The sequence below is a fragment of the Candidatus Hydrogenedentota bacterium genome, assembly GCA_019695095.1.
Taxonomy (GTDB): Bacteria; Hydrogenedentota; Hydrogenedentia; order Hydrogenedentales; family SLHB01; genus JAIBAQ01.
The window spans coordinates 1-18,191 of sequence record JAIBAQ010000122.1 but is presented as its reverse complement, the minus strand read 5'-3'; the positions used below and the strand labels follow the sequence as shown (position 1 = coordinate 18,191).

Sequence of the window (18,191 nt, the reverse complement as noted above, 5' to 3'; positions counted from 1 at the left end):
CCCTATTCGTCCGACCAAAGCCGCTTCGACCACAGCGCGAGAGGTTCGTGGTAGGCGCGACGGGCGCGGTCCAGCGCGGTCTCCAACGGAAGTGCGCGTGACGCCGATTCACGCGGGCCTGTGCCTACGAACCCCGTTCCTTGCGAGCCGGAGGAAACGACTGAACCTTCGATGACTTCAAGCACATTGCGCATGACGTAATGGCACATGGTGTCGCCGTAGGAGCGGCCTGGAACGTGGTCGCATGCGCGCAAGTCTTTTCCGCAGATCGAGCATTCCGGAGTCTCGAACGAGAAGCCGATGGACGTTTCGCGGTAGACGCCGCCCTCGATGTTCAGGATGAAGTCCTCGTTGTCGCGTGTGCGCATGACGTACACGTCGGGCCGCACAGAGAGCCGGTCGCCTTCGCGGTGCAGTGACGATCGGAAGAAGGTACCGCGCGGGAGCGTTCCCCGGAGGTCGTGGCGCTCCATGAGCGGGCGGCCCGGTGTCATCACGTTGATCTTGGATAGCTCCTCGTCGGGAAAACGGCTGAAGTGCTTGTCGATCCCGTTGTGGCAGAGGTCGAGCGTAAACACGACGAATTCGCCGGGCGCGAGCGGGCGCAGCGCGAAGCGGTTGACGCTGGCGACGACGTCTTCCTCTGTGGGCATGCTGCGCGTAGCGACGAGTCTGCCGGATCGGCTGAAGACAAAGGGTTCAAGAGGCATGGGAATTCTCCTTTACGGTTAAGCGGATGCGGGACGGTCGATGCCAAGCGTTCGCGCGGCGTCGGCTTGATCGAGGAAGCCTTCATTTCGAAGCGTGACCGCGTTGGCGATTTCGCGGCCGCGGGCCGACGCCTCTTTCAGCACGTCTACGGTCCGGTTGCCGCGCATCGTCACACGCACGCCGGCGCTGCCCCACATGAGGGCCAATTCGAAGGCGTAGAGGCGCTCGAGAATGCGTTTCACGCTGCGGTTCACCGACTCGACTTGACGGTTGACGATCTCAAACTGGGCGGTTCCGTAGGTTTCGGTGGTGCCGTAGTTGCGGCCCAGCAGAATGGGCATAAGGTGCATGCCGGTAATGACTTGCTCCTCGATGGCTTTGTGGTTGTCGTAGAAGACCTGCGAATGCTGATCGCCGCGCACCATCGTGACGGCCACGTTGTCGTGCGTTACGAGGTTCTGATCGGTCTCGATATTGGCGAGCTTGCGCTTGAGGTCGTCGAATATATCCGCGGTCCGCTTCTCGTAAGCCTCCGGCGATTCGCTCCGATCGCGTTCGCCCGGCGAGTACTTCACATGGAGTTTGGACCAGCCCGCGTTGTGGGTCGCCTTGGCCATGTCTTCGATGAGGCGCTGCTGGATCTTCACGACAAATGGGATGGATCGCAGCATGGAACGGCCATAGGGATTGGTTCCGTCGCGGTCGAGTCCGACGTAAATAAAACGTTCGCGAGGCAGCGGAATCTCGGCGCCATTGTGGACCTGATACGGTTGAAGCACACCGGATTCACGGCGGAACCGAACGGTCCACACGTCTACGGGGACGACATCGTGGATCGTCTCGCGGCTGGGGGAAAGCACAATCTCGAGGGCCGCCGCGCCGTAGGTGAAGAGGGACGTGTAGAAGATATCGAGTAACCCGTCCATACCGCGGTCGCCGCTGTTGACGCGCGCGTCGAGTTCGCGTAGGAGGCGTTCCGCGCGGCATTGGGCCTCATCGGATGACGCATTGACGATGTGGACGTCGTAGCCGGTTTGGCACAGCCGCTTCCAGGTCCATACCGCGTCGGAGATGTCGGGGATGGCATCGCGTAAGAAGCGGTACACACGCAGCATCTCAAACGGCGTGTCGTTGGGAAGGCGGATGAAGCCTTCCGAGGGGCCGAACGCATTGAGGTCTTCGACCAACGACAAGCGTCGCGGCGAATGGGTCTCGGGGCTTCGAAAAGTCTCCATGATGGCGGGTGTGTGCGCGGGTTTGCGTTTTCGCGGTTTCCGCTTCAGCCGGGTGAGCCAGTTGGGCATGGGTTCGTCTCCCGTGGTTGTGTGCAAGCTTCATATATATGCGCGAGTTCGTTGCACTGTGGAGGGGAGAAAATAATGCTTCTGTAGGAGTATTATGTTGCGGAAGGAGCAATTATTTTGGAAGATATTTCCCGCAGAGGCGCGGAGACGCAGGGAGATTACGGTCTGGGGCGTACTCACGATTGATTGGATGGGAAAGAACCAAGTCTTATGCGATACAGGGGACGAGTGAAGCATCTCTGCGGCTCAGCGTCTCAGCGCGAGAATTCTTGCTTTGAATCTTGGCTTTTCTTCAATTTCGGTGAGGCACTGATGAAGGATGGAATTGTGCGGGTGGTGAATGGACTGGAAGAGTAAGAGATTCTCCCGCAGAGGCGCGGAGACGCAGGGAGACTGCGGTCTGGGGCGTACTCACTATCGTTTGGGTAGGAAAGAACCAGGTTTTATTCGATACCGGAGACGAGTGAAACATCTCTGCGGCTCAGCGTCTCAGCGCGAGAAAAATTGGGGGAGGATTTCCGTATGACGGAGAATGAAATCGGAACGATTTGCATTACGACGGCGATTCAAGTTCATCGTGATCTGGGGCCAGGGCTGCTGGAGTCGGTGTATGAGGTCGTTTTGGCTTATGAATTGGAGCAGCGGGGATTGAAGGTGGAACGGCAAGTTCCGATCACCATCGCATACAAGGGAATGGTCTTTGACGAAGCGTTTCGCGCGGACTTGGTGGTAGCGGGGAAAGTAATCATTGAGTTGAAGTCCGTCGAACGCTTGAGTGGAGCACACAAGAAGCAGATTCAGACCTATTTACGCCTCAGCGGAATGAAGCTTGGATATCTCTTCAATTTCGGTGAGGCACTGATGAAGGATGGAATTGTGCGGGTGGTGAATGAACTGGAAGAGTAAGAGATTCTCCCGCAGAGACGCGGAGGCGCAGAGAGATTACGGTCAGGGACTGTACTCAGTATCGATTGGATAAGAAAGAACCAGGTCTTATTCGATACCGGAGACGAGTGAAACATCTCTGCGGCTCTGCGCCTCCGCGCGAGAATTCTTGAATTGAATCTTTGCTTTTCTTCAATTTCGGTGAGGCGCTGATGAAGGATGGAATTGTGCGGGTGGTGAATGGACTGGAAGAGTAAGAGATTCTCCCGCAGAGACGCGGAGGCGCAGGGAGATTACGGTCAGGGACTGTACTCAGTATCGAATGGATAAGAAAGAACCAGGTCTTATTCGATACCGGAGACGAGTGAAACATCTCTGCGGCTCAGCGCCTCAGCGCGAGATGCATTTGATTTCACCTGCAGACTGTCTTTTGCTCCGCGATGGCGGTAGTATCGAAGCACTCCTGGATTTCCACTTTTGACCGTGAGGTTAATTGCGATGCGAGATAGATTGCTTCGATGTGTGTTGTATGTGCTGGCGTGGGTGGCGGTCTTCTTCGCGCCCGCGCACGTGCGGGCCGAGGAAACCGAGTTGGGCGAAGTCGCGTTTCGTCAGGCATTGCTCGATCTCGGCACCGATCTCCGGCTTATGTGTGTCGCGGCGCATCCCGACGACGAGGACGGCGGCACCTTGGCGATGTATCGCCGGAAGTTTGGGTACGCGACGATTGCCGTCATCGCGACACGCGGCGAGGGCGGCCAAAACGAGATTGGCCCGGAGTTGTACAACGCGCTCGGAGTCATCCGCACGAAAGAGATGATTGGCGCCTCCGCCGTGACGGGCGCGGAACTTCACTTCCTCAACCTGCCCGAGTTCGGCTTCTCGAAATCGCCGGAGGAAGCGTTCGACGTGTGGGGTCATGACGAGACTGTGAAACGGCTCGTGCGCATGATTCGCATGACCCAGCCGGATGTCATCATTACGAATCACGGGACGCAAAAGGATCACGGTCACCACCAGGCGATCGGCGCGGCACTGCAGGAAGCGTTCGATGCCGCGGGCGATGCAAGCCGATTTCCCGAGTTGCGCGACGAGGGACTTGAGCCGTGGCGTCCGGCCGAGCTGTATTTGAGAATGTGGGCGCCGGATTCCAGCACGGTGTCCGTGGACTTCAATGAACTGGAGCCGTGGCGAGGCCAAACGTATGCGGAAATTGCTGCGCAGGCCCTGGGAGTGCACAAGTCGCAAGGAATGGGCTTCTTCATCGACCGCTATCTACAAGGCGACGTGAAAGCTTCGTACAAGCCCGTGAAGGAGACGCCGCAACCGGCTCCGGCTTCGTATCAGCTTGCCGCTCCCGGAGGCGTTTTGTTCGAACAACGAGTAGCCGATCGGCTGCACACAGGTGAGGGTCAACGCACGGAGGGGTTCGCGCCGGGCAAGTGGCGCGGGATTGACGCTAGCGAAACGCGCGCCTCGTTGAAACCGCGATTGTTGCAGGAGGTAGCGGCGGCGAACGGCGTGCAACAGCGTTCTGCGACCTATGAGCGATATGCGCGGAAGCTCAATCGCGCCGCTTCCATCGCCATGGATGTACGCCTCTCGGCAACACCGGCCGATCGTATGCTTGTGCGCGGCCAACAGGTTTCGATTGCGGCGACGTTGGCGGACTTCGGAGAGGCGGATGTCGACACTGTTTCGTTTCGATTGGAGCCCGTGAATGGCTCGCCGTTTGCCGAGACTAAGCCCCAGGTGGCTGCTCGCACAGACTCCGAGCGCATGACCGCGGCCCTTACGTTGACTGTACCCGAATCGGCGGCGATCACCGTGCCGAATGCGGACCATTTGTTCGATGCGCATTTTATGGAGCCCCAGTTTGAAGTTGTCGCAAAGGCCAAGGTGAAAGACTCCGAGACTGAGGTCGAATTGCGCCTGCCGTTGAAGGTGGATATCGCGCCCAAGGTAGAGGTCGCGTTTCTCAACGCGCCGGTACTTGTACGGCGTGGTGTGGACAAAGAGACAACGTTCGATGTGCTCCTGACGAATCGCACCGCGACTCCATGTGAGGGAGCCCTGGTCTTGTCCGTTGCGGCGGGTTTGTCGGTTGAGCAGCCGCGAATACCATTCGCGATTGGCGGCGAAGATCAGCAGCGCATCGTTTCGGTGGCCGCCAAGGTGGGCGACGATCTACAACCGCGCGACTACCTTATCAACGCGGTCGTGGAAGGCGACGAAACGCCACACATGACCGCGGCGCGGCTTGTGGATATTGCGGTGCCTGAGAACATCAACGTCGGCGTTATACAGAGTTACGATGATACGTTCGTAAAGACGCTGGAGCGTTTGCATGTTCCGCATGCGGCGCTCGGCATTGGGGATCTCACCCCTGCGCGTCTGGACCGTTTCAGCACAATAATCGTCGACATCCGCGCGTACCTCGTTCGCAAGGACCTCGTCGCAAACAACAAGGCCCTGCTTGATTATGTTGAGCGCGGCGGCAACCTCATCGTGATGTACCAGAAGACCGAGGAATGGCGGCCCGAGTTTGCGCCGTATCCCATTCAACTGTCGCGAAACCGCGTGACACGCGAAGATGCTCCCATTACGTTACTCACGCCAGAGCATCCGTTGTTCACAACGCCTAACGCGATCACGGACGAAGACTGGGGCGGCTGGATTCAGGAACGCGGACTCTACTTCCCAGACAAGTGGGATGCGAACTACACGCCGCTCATCGCGTGCAGCGATCCCGGCGAACAAATCCCGCCTGGCAGTCTCTTGTTCACCCGGTTCGGCAAAGGAACCTATACCTACACGGCGCTGGTTTGGTATCGCCAACTACGAGAGTTACACCCCGGCGCACTGCGCATTTTCGCGAATATGCTGGCGCAAGACCAAGAGTAAACCAAACACCGAAGTGACATGAATCGATACAGCGAGGAACTGCTCCAGTGTCATCGGCGCGAAAGTTCATATTCTTGCCATCGTGGCCAAGTCTGATGCTCAAAACTGGTTGCGGGAAACGGCAGAGGCGTGCGGCTCGAAGAGCTATAATCCGCTTCACGAAATCGTGTATCGCCCCTCGCCGTACTCGCGCGTGCGGATAATGACGAAGTGTCTCCCCGTGTCGTAGCTCCAATCGGTTCCTTCGGCGAGATTCTTACCGTCTAGAACCACGGACGTCGGCTTTTCCGCGCGTTTCACGCGAAGGATGTGCGGCTTCTTGACGCCTTCGACGGTGATGGACACGGAATTGCCCGATGCATCGACGCGCGCCGTGGTGACGCCGCTCTTGTCCGGGTTGCGAATCTCGAAGGCGCTCTTCCCGTCGGGATAGACGAGCAACGTCAAGAACCCTTCCGAGTCGCGGCCGCCGAGGCCGGTATAGGGTCGCGTAACATTGAGCGGGATGATTGCCCCGTCGCGGACGAAGACCGGAAACTCGTTGAGCGCATAGTCGCGAACAAAAGTCTGCGGGCCTTCGAGTACTTCATCGTCCTTGAACCAATAGCGCCATCGCCCTGCGGGAAGCGTAACCTCGCGCGACAGCGAATCTTCGTAGATCGGCGCAACAAGGAAGTCGTCGCCGAAGAGGTAGTGATACTTGGGCTTCTGCGGCCGCATGAGCGGTTTGCCGCCTTCGTGGCACAAGGCGACGTGGGTGTACATGTAGGGGATCAGCTCCGTGTGCAGCCAGGCAAAGGTGCGGTAGATTTCGAGTTCTTCTTTGCTGCGCAACCACGGCGCATGAACACCGTGGCCACCGTTCAGGAATAGCCCGCAAAACGTGGAGAACTGCGTCCAACGAATGAACAGGTTCACCGGAATCGCGCCGCCGCTGTATCCGGCGTTGTCCGAGCCAATCACGCAATAGCCGAGCCTGGCGCTGCGGAGAATATCCGTGAGGGCTTCTTCGAGACCTTCCTCTTTAAGCGACCATTGATGATCGTTATCGCCCACCCAGTTCACGGGGGACGCGTCGATCGGCGCAAAGCCTTCGATGTGCGCGTAACGGTCGAGCGACCGCGCGAGGGTGATGAATTCCGGGTTCTGGGTGAGTCCGTGCTGATACTCTTCGCGGTAATAGAGGTCCATGTAGCCGCGCGTCGAAATCAGTCCCTTGGACGTCATCCGGTAGGGAACCGGCAGTCCGCCGAATCGCGCCACGCAAAACGTACCAGTGCCGTCGAGCTTCCAGCCGTCGAGTCCCCAATCGAACACCTGTTGCTGCATCCCCCGCCACCACTTCACGGCCTCCGGATTGCTGTAATCGATGAGGCTGCCGCTGCCTTTCCACCACTTGGTGGGTGTGCCGTTCCCAACCAGATAGCCTTTGGCGGTGGCCTCTTCAAACCAGTCCTGCGAATCCTGGATACGCGTGTCTTTGCTGGTCTTATCGACCATGCCGGTCATCCAGAGAACGGTCCGGTATCCCCGGCGCTCCAGATCTCCGAAGAATTCGGCGGGATTCGGGTAACGTTCCTCGTCGACGACGAAATCGTTGTACCGCATGCTCCAGGGGCTGTCGATGAGAATGGTGCGAAGCGGCAAGTCGTTGGCCTCATAACCATTAATCAAGTCGGTGACGGCTGCGGCCGTGTTAATGTCGTCTTCCCACGCCCAGCACTCCAGCGCCCACGGCGGTGTGAGCGGCGGCGCGCCGTGACGCGAACCGTTAAAGGGCACGCCCGTAAACGGCAGAATGTAGACAAAATACAAGACCGCGACAAAGAGGAGCACTACCGACGACAGGATGACAAGAATACGGCGTTTCATGTTGGCATTTCCTGGAAGGCAAGCCGATACGGACACGCGGACACGATGCCTGCGCAGCCGTAACGAGGGCAATTGCTACAGAAGCGTTTCGAGACTATCATAAGGTGAGAACTCAAACCACCGCCGCCTGCGGACCTACAGGAGTACTGTGCGTCAGGCGTACGAATGGCGGAAGCCTCAGCGCCTTCAGGGTGCGCTTCCAGCATGGCCGTGGCGAGGAATCCTTGCCCAATAGGCCGTGTTTGAGTTGATATGCGCGGAGCAATGGCGTGACAGATGGTTACAAGGACATGAGTGCGGCTGGCGTGGATAATATGGTTTCTCCTTCGCGGACCGATGCGTGGCGGATGTTCGACCGCATCGCGCACCGGTACGATTTGCTCAACCGGCTGCTGTCGTTCCGGCAGGACGTGGCATGGCGCAAGTTGCTGGTAAAGCTGTTGCCGGACCGTCCCAGCCTGCACATTCTGGATTTGGCGACAGGCACGGGCGACGTGCTGCTTTCGTTGTGCAGAGGCCGAAAGACCATCGAGCGCGCGGTGGGCATCGATATGGCGGGCAAGATGCTCGCCATCGGCAAGGACAAGATCGCCGCGGAAGGTCTCAGCGGGAAGGCGACCATGGTGCGCGGAGACGCGACGCGGCTCGGTGTCGAAGACGCCATGTTCGACGCTGTGACCATCGCGTTCGGCATTCGTAACGTAATCGACGTGGACGCGGGACTTCGCGAAATGCACCGCATTCTCAAACCCGGCGGACGCGCGTTGGTGCTGGAGTTTTCGCTTCCCGGCAACGCGTTGTTTCGCGCGCTGTACTTGTTCTATTTCCGAAACGTATTGCCGCGCGTTGGCGGCCTTATCTCGGGCGATCACGCCGCGTACCGGTATCTGAACACGACGGTGGAGACGTTTCCGTATGGCGAGGCGTTCTGCGCGATGATGCGCTCCGCGGGATTTCGCGATGTTAAGGCTCACCCGCTGACCATGGGCATTGCCACGGTGTACCAGGGAGACAAGTGAGAGTGCGCGGATTTTGGATTTTAGATTTTAGATTTTGGATTGGGGAGCCAAAGCGCGGAACGGCGAGGCCTGAGTATTCGCTTTTGTCTTCGAGGCTTCATCCGAAGCAGACACTTTTCGGCAGACAACAATGACGTTGCTCTTTCCAGATACGGTGGAACACGGCGAGGCCAAGCAGGCCCTTGCCGCGATGATCCAACAGGCGTTCGAATCGGCGCACGCGCGTGGCGTTGAGAAACGGCGCGTCCTGCGCGCCGAGGTGCCCGTTGAGGACGTGGTGCCGTTGCAGTGGCTCGAAGCGCAAGGCAATCGTTCGCGCGGTTACTGGTGCGATCGGGACCGCGAATACGAACTCGCCGGCGCAGGCACAGCCGATATCTTGTCGGCGGACGCCGAATGCGATTACGACGAATTGATCGACCGGTTGCGCAACGCCATCGCGGCGGTGCACCCGAATCTCCGTTACTTCGGCGGGATGCGCTTCAGTCAACGCTCGCCGATAGCAGGGAAATGGCAGCCCTTCGGCGCGTACCGCTTCGTGTTGCCCCGCTTTGAAGTGTTGAATCGCGGCGCGCAGTCGTATCTGGCATGCAATGCCATCGTCGAACCGAACGGCGGCGACGAGTTGGGCAAAGTGCTTGAAGCGCTCGAAGCGATGCCATTCCCCGGCGACGCGTCCAGCGCACCGATACCGGTTCCAACGCGGCGCATCGACACGACGGACCGAGCGCGGTGGTCAAGCGAAATCGACCGCGCGTTGCAGGCGTTTTCCGTAAACCGCTTGAAGAAGGTCGTGCTGGCGCGGGAGGTGGTCTTTGAGTTTGAGGAAGTCCCCGATCCGGTTGCGCTGCTGCGTAAACTAGCGCAAGACGCGCAACACTGCGCCCACTTCTGCTTTCAGCCCAAGTACGGGGCCGCGTTTATCGGCGCATCGCCGGAACGGCTGTACAAGCGCCAAAGCCGGTACGTGCTCAGCGAGGCGGTCGCCGCGACGCGGCCGCGCGGCGCGACGGATGCGGAAGATGCCGCGCTGGAAGCAGAGCTTCTGGCTAGCGATAAGGATATCCGCGAACATCGATTTGTGCGGGATTCCGTTTGCGCGGACCTGGGCGCGCGCTGCAAGACCGTTCATGTGGACAAGGACCTCTCGGTGCTGAAGCTGCCCAACGTCCAGCATTTGTGTACACGGATCGAAGGCATCCTAGAGCAAGACAACACGGACGCGGATTTGCTGCGAACCTTGCACCCCACGCCCGCCGTCGGCGGGTTACCGAAAGAAGGCGCTGTCCGCTGGATAGCGGAAGCGGAACCGTTTGACCGAGGCTGGTTTGCGGGACCGGTCGGTTGGATCAGCGGCGACGGCGCCGAATTTGCCGTCGGCATCCGTTCGGGTTTGGTGAGCGATAAGACCTTGTCTGTCTACGCAGGCGCCGGGATTGTGCCCGGCTCGGTGGCGGAAGAAGAATGGACGGAGATTGAGAACAAACTCAGTCCATTTCTGGGGATATTGACGAAGCCATGATTGCGAACGCGCCAAACATCAACGCGCTGTGGGCAGGATTGCTCGTAGAGGAGCTGTTGCGGAACGGCGTGGAAGCTTTCGTCATCTCGCCGGGCTCGCGCAGCACGCCGCTCACGGCGGCGCTCGGCATCGAACCTCGCGCAAAGAAGTTCGTGCATTTCGACGAACGCGGCGCGGCGTATTTTGCGCTGGGCCATGCGAGGGCGACACGGTGTCCGGTCGCGCTGATCTGCACGTCGGGAACCGCCGTCGCGAATTACTATCCAGCCGTGGTCGAGGCATCCATGTCGCAGGTGCCGCTCATCGTGATCACGGCGGATCGCCCACCGGAACTCCTGGACACAGGCGCCAACCAGACCATTGACCAGACGCGTTTTTTCGGGGTCTACGCGCGTTGGTACGCGGCGCTGCCCTGTCCCGAGGCGACGGTAGCGCCCGAGGTTGTGCTGACCACGGTCGATCAAGCCGTGTATCGCGCAACTCATGGACAGGCCGGCCCGGTACACATCAATTGCGCGTTTCGCGAACCGTTGGCGCCGGTCAAGTCGGCTGAGGTATTCGGCGCGTATTTGAAGAGCGTAGAACCGTGGCTGTCCGGCAACGCGCCGTTCACGACGTACATGAACGGCGAACCCGCCATGCACGCCGATACGCAGCGTGACGCGCTGAAGCTCCTTCAACAAGCCGAGCGAGGCCTGTTGCTTGTCGGACAATTGGCCTCGCCCAAAGAAACCGGCTCCGTGCTCAAATTGGCCAAGGCTTTGCGTTGGCCGGTCTTTGCAGACATTGCGTCAGGGTTGCGGATGGACGACACGTCCAACGTTGTTGTGCATTGGCTCGATCTGGCGCTCGCATCGAAACGCGCGAACGAGACCCTGCGACCGGACGTCGTGCTGCAGATTGGCGGCGCGGTGACCTCCAAACGTCTCGCCCAGTTCTTGGCGGCGCATCCGCCCGTGGCGCACGTGCGGGTCGCGGAGCATCCGCTTCGGCACGACCCGGCGCACAACACAACCGTGCGTGTGCAGGCCAACGTGGAAACTTTCTGCAATTGGCTAAGTGCCGCGCAGAACAAACACGCGGACAGCCCGTGGTTGCTCGGCATGCGGGCTATCGGCGAAGAAGTCGGAAAAGCCGTAACGGCGCGGCTGATGATTCGCGAAGACATCACCGAGCCGGGGATCGCGTGGACATTGTCCAAGCGCGCTCCGGCAAAGTCGGTGCTCTTCGCTGGCAACAGCATGCCGATTCGCGATATGGACATGTTCTCCGCTCCCCGCCACGACGACATTTTTGTCGTGGCGAATCGCGGCGCCAGCGGCATCGACGGCAACATCGCGACGGCGGCAGGATTGGCGCACGGTCTCGACAAGACGGTGACCGCGGTAATCGGCGATCTGGCGGCGCTGCACGATCTCAATTCGCTCACCCTGTTGAAGGACACTCCCGAGCCGGTGGTTCTGGTGATCGTCAACAACAACGGCGGCGGAATCTTTCACTTTCTTCCGATTGCCGATCACGAAGCGGTGTTCGAACCCTACTTTGGCACCCCGCACGGCTTCGCCTTCCAACACGTGGCCACCATGATGGGACTCGGCTATTCGAGGCCAAAATCTCTGAAAGACTTTGCGGCAGCGTATGAGCATGCCCTTGAGTTGGGCAATTCATCGATTATCGAAGTAAGCACGGACCGGCGCGAGAACCGTGCCGTTCACGAGGCACTCCTGGATGCGGCCCGAGCCGCACTCGACGGGAAATGACAGAATCCGGCTCGTCTCCCCTTTACTACCGCGTGACCGGCGCACCCGGTAAACCGCTGGTTGTGTTCTTGCACGGCTTTCTCGGAAGCGCGGACGATTGGAACGAAATTCTACCCGCGTTTGAAACGTCGTTTCGTTGTGTCGCCGTCGATCTGCCCGGGCACGGTAGAAGCTATCGGGCATCGGGCGGGGTTCCGTGCACGTTCTTGGATGCCGCGACGGCGTTGATTGAAGTCGTTGATGCAATCGACGCGCCGTCGTTTTCGCTTGTCGGCTATTCGATGGGGGGCCGCCTGGCTCTGTATGCCGCGTCCATCTACGCAATGCGTGTGGATCGCCTCGTGCTTGAATCCGCGTCGCCAGGACTTCGCACCGGGCATGAACGGGAAGAACGCAAAGCGCGCGACGAACAACTCGCGCGGCAGTTGGAATCGCAACCGCTTGAAGCCTTCGTTCGCGAGTGGTATGAACAGCCATTGTTCGCAACGCTCGCCCGAAATCCCGAAAGGCGCGAAGCGCTCATCGCCCGGCGGCTGCACAATGCGCCGCAAGGCTTGGCGGCGTCGCTGCGAGGAATGGGTACAGGCGTGCAGGCGCCGTTGTGGAACGAGCTTGCGGCCAATACCATTCCAGCGTTGCTTGTGGCGGGGGCAGACGATTCGAAGTTCGTTGCGTTGGGCCAGGAAATGGAGCGGACCTGTGCAGCGGCGTCTCTGAACGTGATGCCGGGAGCCGGGCATTGCGTGCACTACGAAATCCCGTCCGCATATACTAAAGTGGTGAAGGCATTTCTAGAAGGCAGTGAGGAGTAGACGAATGGCCTCGGTGAATTGGATTGAAGCAGGGACGTATACGGACATCAAGTACCACAAGGCGGAGGGGATTGCGAAGATCACAATCAATCGTCCCCGCGTGCGCAATGCGTTTCGGCCGCTAACCGTGGACGAGATGGCGCACGCGCTGCACGACGCGCGCTTCGATCCGGAAATTGGCGTCATCATCTTAACGGGCGAAGGCGACAAAGCGTTTTGCTCCGGTGGCGATCAGAAGATTCGCGGCGACGCGGGATACAAGGACGACGCCAAGAACACGATGCGCTTGAACGTGCTCGACTTCCAGCGGCAAATGCGCACATGCCCGAAACCGATCGTCGCGATGGTCGCAGGATACGCGATCGGCGGCGGCCACATTCTGCATCTGGTCGCCGATCTCACCATAGCCGCTGAAAACGCGGTCTTCGGCCAAACGGGGCCCAAGGTGGGTTCCTTCGACGGCGGGTTCGGCGCCAGTTACATGGCGCGGATCGTGGGCCAAAAGAAGGCGCGAGAGATCTGGTATCTCTGCCGTCAATACAACGCGCAACAGGCACTCGATATGGGACTCGTGAACGCCGTGGTCCCGCTGGAAAAGCTGGAAGAAGAAACCGTGCAATGGTGCCGTGAGATTCTCGCGAATTCGCCGATGGCGATCCGATGCTTGAAAGCGGCGCTGAATGCGGATTGCGATGGTCAAGCCGGATTGCAGGAATTGGCTGGCAATGCGACGCTCCTGTTCTACATGACCGAAGAAGGCCAGGAAGGCCGCAACGCCTTCAACGAGAAGCGCAAACCCGACTTCAAGAAGTTCAACCGGTATCCTTAATGCGGCGGATGGAGAAGTTTGTATGACTGACGCCGCCCCATCGAAGCTGCGCATCTGGCTCATGGCCGCGCGCCCAAAGACCCTGGGTGCGGCGGTCGCGCCTGTCATCATCGGAACAGCGATAGCCTATGCCGATATGCTCGATATCCATTGGCCGTCGCTGGTGTCCGCGTTGCTGGGCGCCATGCTCATTCAAATCGGCACCAATTTCGCCAACGACTATTTCGACTTTGTGAAGGGCACTGACACCAAGGAACGTATCGGTCCGACCCGCGCCACGCAGGCGGGCCTTGTTTCGCCGAAAACCATGCGCCTCGCATTTGTCGCGACGTTCGCCGCGGCGCTCATTCCCGGCGCGTACATCATCTATCGCGGCGGATGGCCATTTGTACTCATCGGACTCGTCTCCATTGTCTGCGGGATTCTCTACACAGGCGGCCCGTTCCCTCTGGGATACCTGGGTCTCGGCGACGTATTCGTCCTAATCTTCTTTGGGCCGGTGGCCGTTTGCGGCACGTACTATCTGCACGGCCTCGAACTCACGCCCGCGGTGGCGATGCCGGGTGTCTTCGATCTGCTGCTTGCGGGCATTGCGCCCGGCCTAATCTCGGTCGCGTTGCTCACGGTCAACAATCTGCGCGATGTCGAGCAAGACAAGATTTCGGGCAAGAAGACGCTGGCGGTCCGGTTCGGGCGAGGGTTTGCGCGTTTGGAATTTCAGGCGTGCATCTTGCTCGCTTGCCTGGTGCTGCCGCTTCATTTCTACTGGGTAACCGGCAACATGCTCATGTGGGTTGTGCCTGCCGTGACGTTGCCGCTGGCATCACGCACACTTCGAACTGTTTACCGATCGACCGACGGCGCCGCCTTGAATCGCGCGCTTGGCGAGACGGGTCGTCTCCTGATTGTCTTCAGCATCGTGTTCTCGGCAGGCTGGGCGCTATGAGAATACGGGGGGCGCGCTACTATCAGTACGCACTGCAACTGAAGCGCCCCTTAATTTTGCGCGGCAAGACCGTCGCGAAACGTGAAGGATACCTGATCGCGATCGAATCCGCCGATGGCGCGATTGGATACGGCGAAGTAGCGCCGCTGCCCGGTTTCAGCCTGGAGAACATGGAATCGGCGCTGGCCAGTGCGCGCCATGTCGTCTCTGCTCTGACCAAGAGCGAATATACGTTGGATGCGGAACCCTACGGCGCGCGGCCTTGGGACCGCTCGTTTGCTTCGGTGCGGTTTGGCGTGGAAGCGGCCCTCCTGCATTTGCACGCGCAGGCGGAAGGCAAAACGCTGGGACAACTGCTCAATCCGCGTTGCCGCGAAGCGGTATCGTTGAACGCGCTGCTGTTGGGCGCGCGCGAAGACGTCCTCGAGCAAGTTGCACGAAGGCTGGACGACGGATACCGGACGTTCAAGTTGAAGATTGGCCAGAGCCGCGTGGATGATGACTTGGCGACCGTTCACGCGGTTCGGGAAGCGATCGGCGAGAGCGCGACGCTACGACTGGATGCCAATCAGGCCTGGGTCTACGAAGACGCGGTGCGTTTTGCGCGGGGATTGGGAGACTGCCGTATCCAATACGTCGAGGAGCCGCTCCGGGACGCGGCCTATCTCGCGAGACTTCATGATGAGACCGGAATCGCGTATGCTGTTGACGAGACTTTGACCCAAGTCGGCTGGTGGCGCATTCTGCAGTGGCTTCGGGAAGGCCTGCTGTGCAAGGCTCCCGAAAGTGACGCACCAAACCGATTGTGCGCGACGATTCGGAGCGCGGCCGCGTGGGTGATCAAGCCGACCCTGGCCGGTCTGCCTCCCATTGGGTTGTTTCGAGATCTCGTCGATGGCGCGGTCAGCACCCAGATGGTGTTGAGCGCGGCCTTCGAATCGGGATTCGGCCTCGGACTCGTGGCGAATGTGGCGGCCTGTCTCAACGCCGACGACGTGGCGGCGGGGCTCGACACCTATTCGTGGCTGGCCGAAGATGTTCTGATGGAAACGCTGCCGATCGAAGATGCCGTGCTGGACCTTGTGGAGACCAATGCGATGATGGGACGATTCCGGCAGCAAGCCTTGGTGGAGGCGGTGAATGAGTGACGTGGTGTGGCCCATGGCCATCGCGGCAAACCGTTTCGGGGAGTCTCCCGCCCTCTCCGACAGGGATTCCTCCTATACCTACCGAGAAATGGCGTCCTTGGTTGCCGGCGTTGCAGGCGCTCTCCGCGTTGCCGGAATCGGACCCGGCGACCGGGTCGCGATAGCGGCAGCATCGTCTGCTTCGTACGTTCTGATACTGCACGCGTGTTTCCAATTGGGAGCCGTCGCATGTCCGTTAAATACACGCTTACCACGACAGGCCCTGAGTGAACTCATTCAAAGCATCGGCGCGATGGCCCTCCTGGTGGACGAGTACTTCTCGGTGATCAAGCTCGGTCACATCGCAACGCTGCGGGTCGAGCACCTGATTGAGGAAGCCTACGAAGGGGCTGCCCCTGCGCCGCCTCACTCACTCAACAGGCCCGCGACGGTCGTATCCAGTTCGGGGAGCACAGGCACGCCCAAGCACGTACTGCACAGCTATGCGAACCACTGGTTCAACGCTTCCGCGTCGAATGAGAACATTCCAGTGGAACCGGGCGACCGCTGGCTTTTGTCGCTGCCCTTGTTTCACGTCTCGGGACTGGGAATTCTGTTTCGGTGCATGCTGGGCGGGGGGACTGTCGTGGTTCCGGGAATCGGCGAAGCCCTCGAGGATTCCATCCCCGCACACCGGATCACGCACGTGTCGCTGGTCGCAACGCAGTTGTTTCGATTGTTGCGGTCGCGAAGCGGCCGTGAAGCATTGCGGAGACTGCGCGTGATTCTTCTCGGAGGCAGTTCAATACCTGCTCCGCTGATTCGCGAGGCCAAAGACCAGAATCTGCCGATCTACGTCAGTTACGGACTCACCGAAATGGCGTCGCAGGTTTCCACGTCCCGGCGCGACGCGCCTCTTGAAGCGCTGTTGTCGTCAGGAAAACCGCTCGTGCCCAATACCGTAACCGTCGCGCCGGACAAAGAAGTGATGGTGCGAGGCAGGACGCTTTTCATGGGCTATCTCGAAGGCAGCGTCATAAGACTGCCCCTGGGCGAAGACGGCTGGTTTGCGACGGGCGATCTGGGCCGATTCGACGAAGACGGCAACCTGCATATCCTCGGGCGCAAGGACAATATGTTCATCTCGGGTGGTGAGAACGTCCATCCCGAGGAAATCGAACGCCACCTTTGCCGTGCCCCGGGAGTGGTTCAAGCGCTTGTCGTGCCGGTGCCGTGCCCGGAGTTTGGCGTTCGGCCGGCGGCTTTCGTGCGCATGGACGAACGCCATTTGCTCGACCCCAGGGAACTAGAGGCGGCGCTGCTCGACGGTCTGCCCAAGTTCATGGTTCCTGTGCTTTTCCTGCCGTGGCCGGACGATAACGAGTCGGCGGGCATAAAAGATAACCGTGGCCTGTTTGCGGAGCTCGCAACGCGGCACCGGAAGAATCCGTGATCGCGCCGCCTATTTAAGGAAATCCCAAAACGAGCCGCCAAGAAGGCCCGCCACATCCCGGCGGATTTCTTCCTCCAGAACGCCCCAGCCCGTGGCGGCGAGATCCGCGTACTTGTCCGCGAGCACCTTCGCGATAATCGTGCGCGAATGCTCCCACTTGTAGATGACCTGCTCCAGGACGCGCGCGTCGGAGTGCTGTGGGATGACCGACGTGCCAAGCAGTTCGAATCGCATGCGCGTCATCTCTTCGATGAGGCTGGGGTTGTTAAGAAACCACCAGCACCCGAACAAGAGAAGGTTCGGGAACTTCCGCGCAACGATGCACAGTTCGTGCTGATTCTCGCGCGAAAGCATCGTAACCATGAACTTGTTCCGTGGGTAAGCCGCGCACAACGACTCGACCGCGGTCACATCCGCGCGCGCCACGCCATCGCCCGCGAGCCGCAGGGCGGTGTTAATGCCGCGCTTTACGCCAATCATCAACGCAAAGGGGATGTTGTGTTCCGCGGCGACCGGCATCACGCATTCCGAAATGAGCTTACCCCGCGCGGATTCTTCGGGGAACTGGAACGTTGGAGGCAACGACACCGCCATATAGAGCGCCTTCATGCGGCGGATGTTGTTCGCAAGGAAGCGCCGCACTTCGCGCACGCACTTTAGCCCCAACTCGGGTTGCACGTCGTATCCCCACTCGCGTAACTTCGGGCACGCGTTCTCCCAGTCGTTTAGTAGCGGATCGATGCGCAACGCCGCGTGGAACCGGGGGTCGCCTTCGTACGCGCTTTCCCAAACGGGGCGCTCAACGGCATCGAAGGGATCGTTCGTCATGACGACGCTGGTTAGGTTCGCTACGCGGAGAACTTTGTTGACGTGCGCTTCGATATCGACATTCGTGAAACCGGCACGCAGCGCATTGAGGTCGCGCGCTTTCACGTCTAGCCCCAGCTTGTCGAGCGCGGTCAACACACCGCGGCACGCCTCGCTATAGGGAGATCGGTTGATGAAAAGTTCCTTCCAGATAAAACCGGCCTGGGCCTGTTTGTCCAT

At 59.7% G+C, this 18,191-nt stretch carries 14 protein-coding genes; 10 read left to right on the top strand and 4 right to left on the bottom strand.

Annotated elements, in window-relative coordinates; genetic code table 11:
• Nucleotides 1–2 precede the first annotated feature (2 nt).
• Both K1Y02_17870 and K1Y02_17865 read right to left on the bottom strand, forming a co-directional pair.
• The gene (locus K1Y02_17870) at nucleotides 3–710 is read right to left on the bottom strand and encodes a hypothetical protein (protein ID MBX7258235.1); all 708 of its coding nucleotides are present in this window, start codon (nucleotides 708–710) and stop codon (nucleotides 3–5) included.
• An 18-nt stretch (nucleotides 711–728) separates the two neighbouring features.
• Entirely contained in the window at nucleotides 729–2,015 is a 1,287-nt protein-coding gene (locus K1Y02_17865) for a hypothetical protein (protein ID MBX7258234.1), read from the bottom strand.
• Between the two features lie 522 nt (nucleotides 2,016–2,537).
• Between K1Y02_17865 and K1Y02_17860 the strand changes: the two genes are divergently transcribed.
• Nucleotides 2,538–2,921: a GxxExxY protein gene (locus tag K1Y02_17860; protein ID MBX7258233.1), complete on the top strand. Its 384-nt coding sequence runs from the start codon at nucleotides 2,538–2,540 to the stop codon at nucleotides 2,919–2,921.
• A 477-nt stretch (nucleotides 2,922–3,398) separates the two neighbouring features.
• Complete coding sequence (locus K1Y02_17855; protein ID MBX7258232.1) at nucleotides 3,399–5,804, top strand: PIG-L family deacetylase; 2,406 nt, start codon at nucleotides 3,399–3,401, stop codon at nucleotides 5,802–5,804.
• 156 nt (nucleotides 5,805–5,960) lie between these two features.
• On the opposite strand, the gene K1Y02_17850 is transcribed toward K1Y02_17855, so the two are convergent.
• Complete coding sequence (locus K1Y02_17850; GenBank protein ID MBX7258231.1) at nucleotides 5,961–7,676, bottom strand: glycoside hydrolase family 31 protein; 1,716 nt, start codon at nucleotides 7,674–7,676, stop codon at nucleotides 5,961–5,963.
• A 347-nt stretch (nucleotides 7,677–8,023) separates the two neighbouring features.
• On the opposite strand from K1Y02_17850, the gene ubiE reads away from it, so the two are divergent.
• The 8 genes from ubiE (at nucleotide 8,024) to menE (ending at nucleotide 17,144) form a co-directional block, all read left to right on the top strand.
• Nucleotides 8,024–8,695, top strand: coding sequence for a bifunctional demethylmenaquinone methyltransferase/2-methoxy-6-polyprenyl-1,4-benzoquinol methylase UbiE (ubiE, locus tag K1Y02_17845; GenBank protein ID MBX7258230.1), 672 nt, complete (start codon nucleotides 8,024–8,026; stop codon nucleotides 8,693–8,695).
• Nucleotides 8,696–8,825: 130 nt separating this feature from the next.
• Nucleotides 8,826–10,217, top strand: a complete 1,392-nt coding sequence (locus K1Y02_17840; protein MBX7258229.1) for an isochorismate synthase — start codon at nucleotides 8,826–8,828, stop codon at nucleotides 10,215–10,217.
• Nucleotides 10,214–11,977, top strand: a complete 1,764-nt coding sequence (gene menD / locus K1Y02_17835) for a 2-succinyl-5-enolpyruvyl-6-hydroxy-3-cyclohexene-1-carboxylic-acid synthase (protein ID MBX7258228.1) — start codon at nucleotides 10,214–10,216, stop codon at nucleotides 11,975–11,977. The genes K1Y02_17840 and menD overlap by 4 nt, the downstream gene beginning before the upstream one ends.
• Nucleotides 11,974–12,789, top strand: coding sequence for a 2-succinyl-6-hydroxy-2,4-cyclohexadiene-1-carboxylate synthase (menH, locus tag K1Y02_17830; GenBank protein ID MBX7258227.1), 816 nt, complete (start codon nucleotides 11,974–11,976; stop codon nucleotides 12,787–12,789). The genes menD and menH overlap by 4 nt, the downstream gene beginning before the upstream one ends.
• Before the next feature lie 4 nt (nucleotides 12,790–12,793).
• Nucleotides 12,794–13,618, top strand: a complete 825-nt coding sequence (menB, locus tag K1Y02_17825; GenBank protein MBX7258226.1) for a 1,4-dihydroxy-2-naphthoyl-CoA synthase — start codon at nucleotides 12,794–12,796, stop codon at nucleotides 13,616–13,618.
• A 22-nt stretch (nucleotides 13,619–13,640) separates the two neighbouring features.
• Nucleotides 13,641–14,564, top strand: coding sequence for a 1,4-dihydroxy-2-naphthoate polyprenyltransferase (locus K1Y02_17820; GenBank protein ID MBX7258225.1), 924 nt, complete (start codon nucleotides 13,641–13,643; stop codon nucleotides 14,562–14,564).
• Nucleotides 14,561–15,712 (top strand): o-succinylbenzoate synthase, encoded by a 1,152-nt coding sequence (gene menC / locus K1Y02_17815; GenBank protein ID MBX7258224.1) that lies wholly within the window; start codon nucleotides 14,561–14,563, stop codon nucleotides 15,710–15,712. The genes K1Y02_17820 and menC overlap by 4 nt, the downstream gene beginning before the upstream one ends.
• The gene (gene menE, locus K1Y02_17810) at nucleotides 15,705–17,144 is read left to right on the top strand and encodes an o-succinylbenzoate--CoA ligase (GenBank protein MBX7258223.1); all 1,440 of its coding nucleotides are present in this window, start codon (nucleotides 15,705–15,707) and stop codon (nucleotides 17,142–17,144) included. The genes menC and menE overlap by 8 nt, the downstream gene beginning before the upstream one ends.
• A 9-nt stretch (nucleotides 17,145–17,153) precedes the next feature.
• On the opposite strand, the gene K1Y02_17805 is transcribed toward menE, so the two are convergent.
• Nucleotides 17,154–18,191, bottom strand: a 1,038-nt coding sequence (locus K1Y02_17805) for a glucuronate isomerase (GenBank protein MBX7258222.1), incomplete at its 5' end; no start/stop codon positions are given.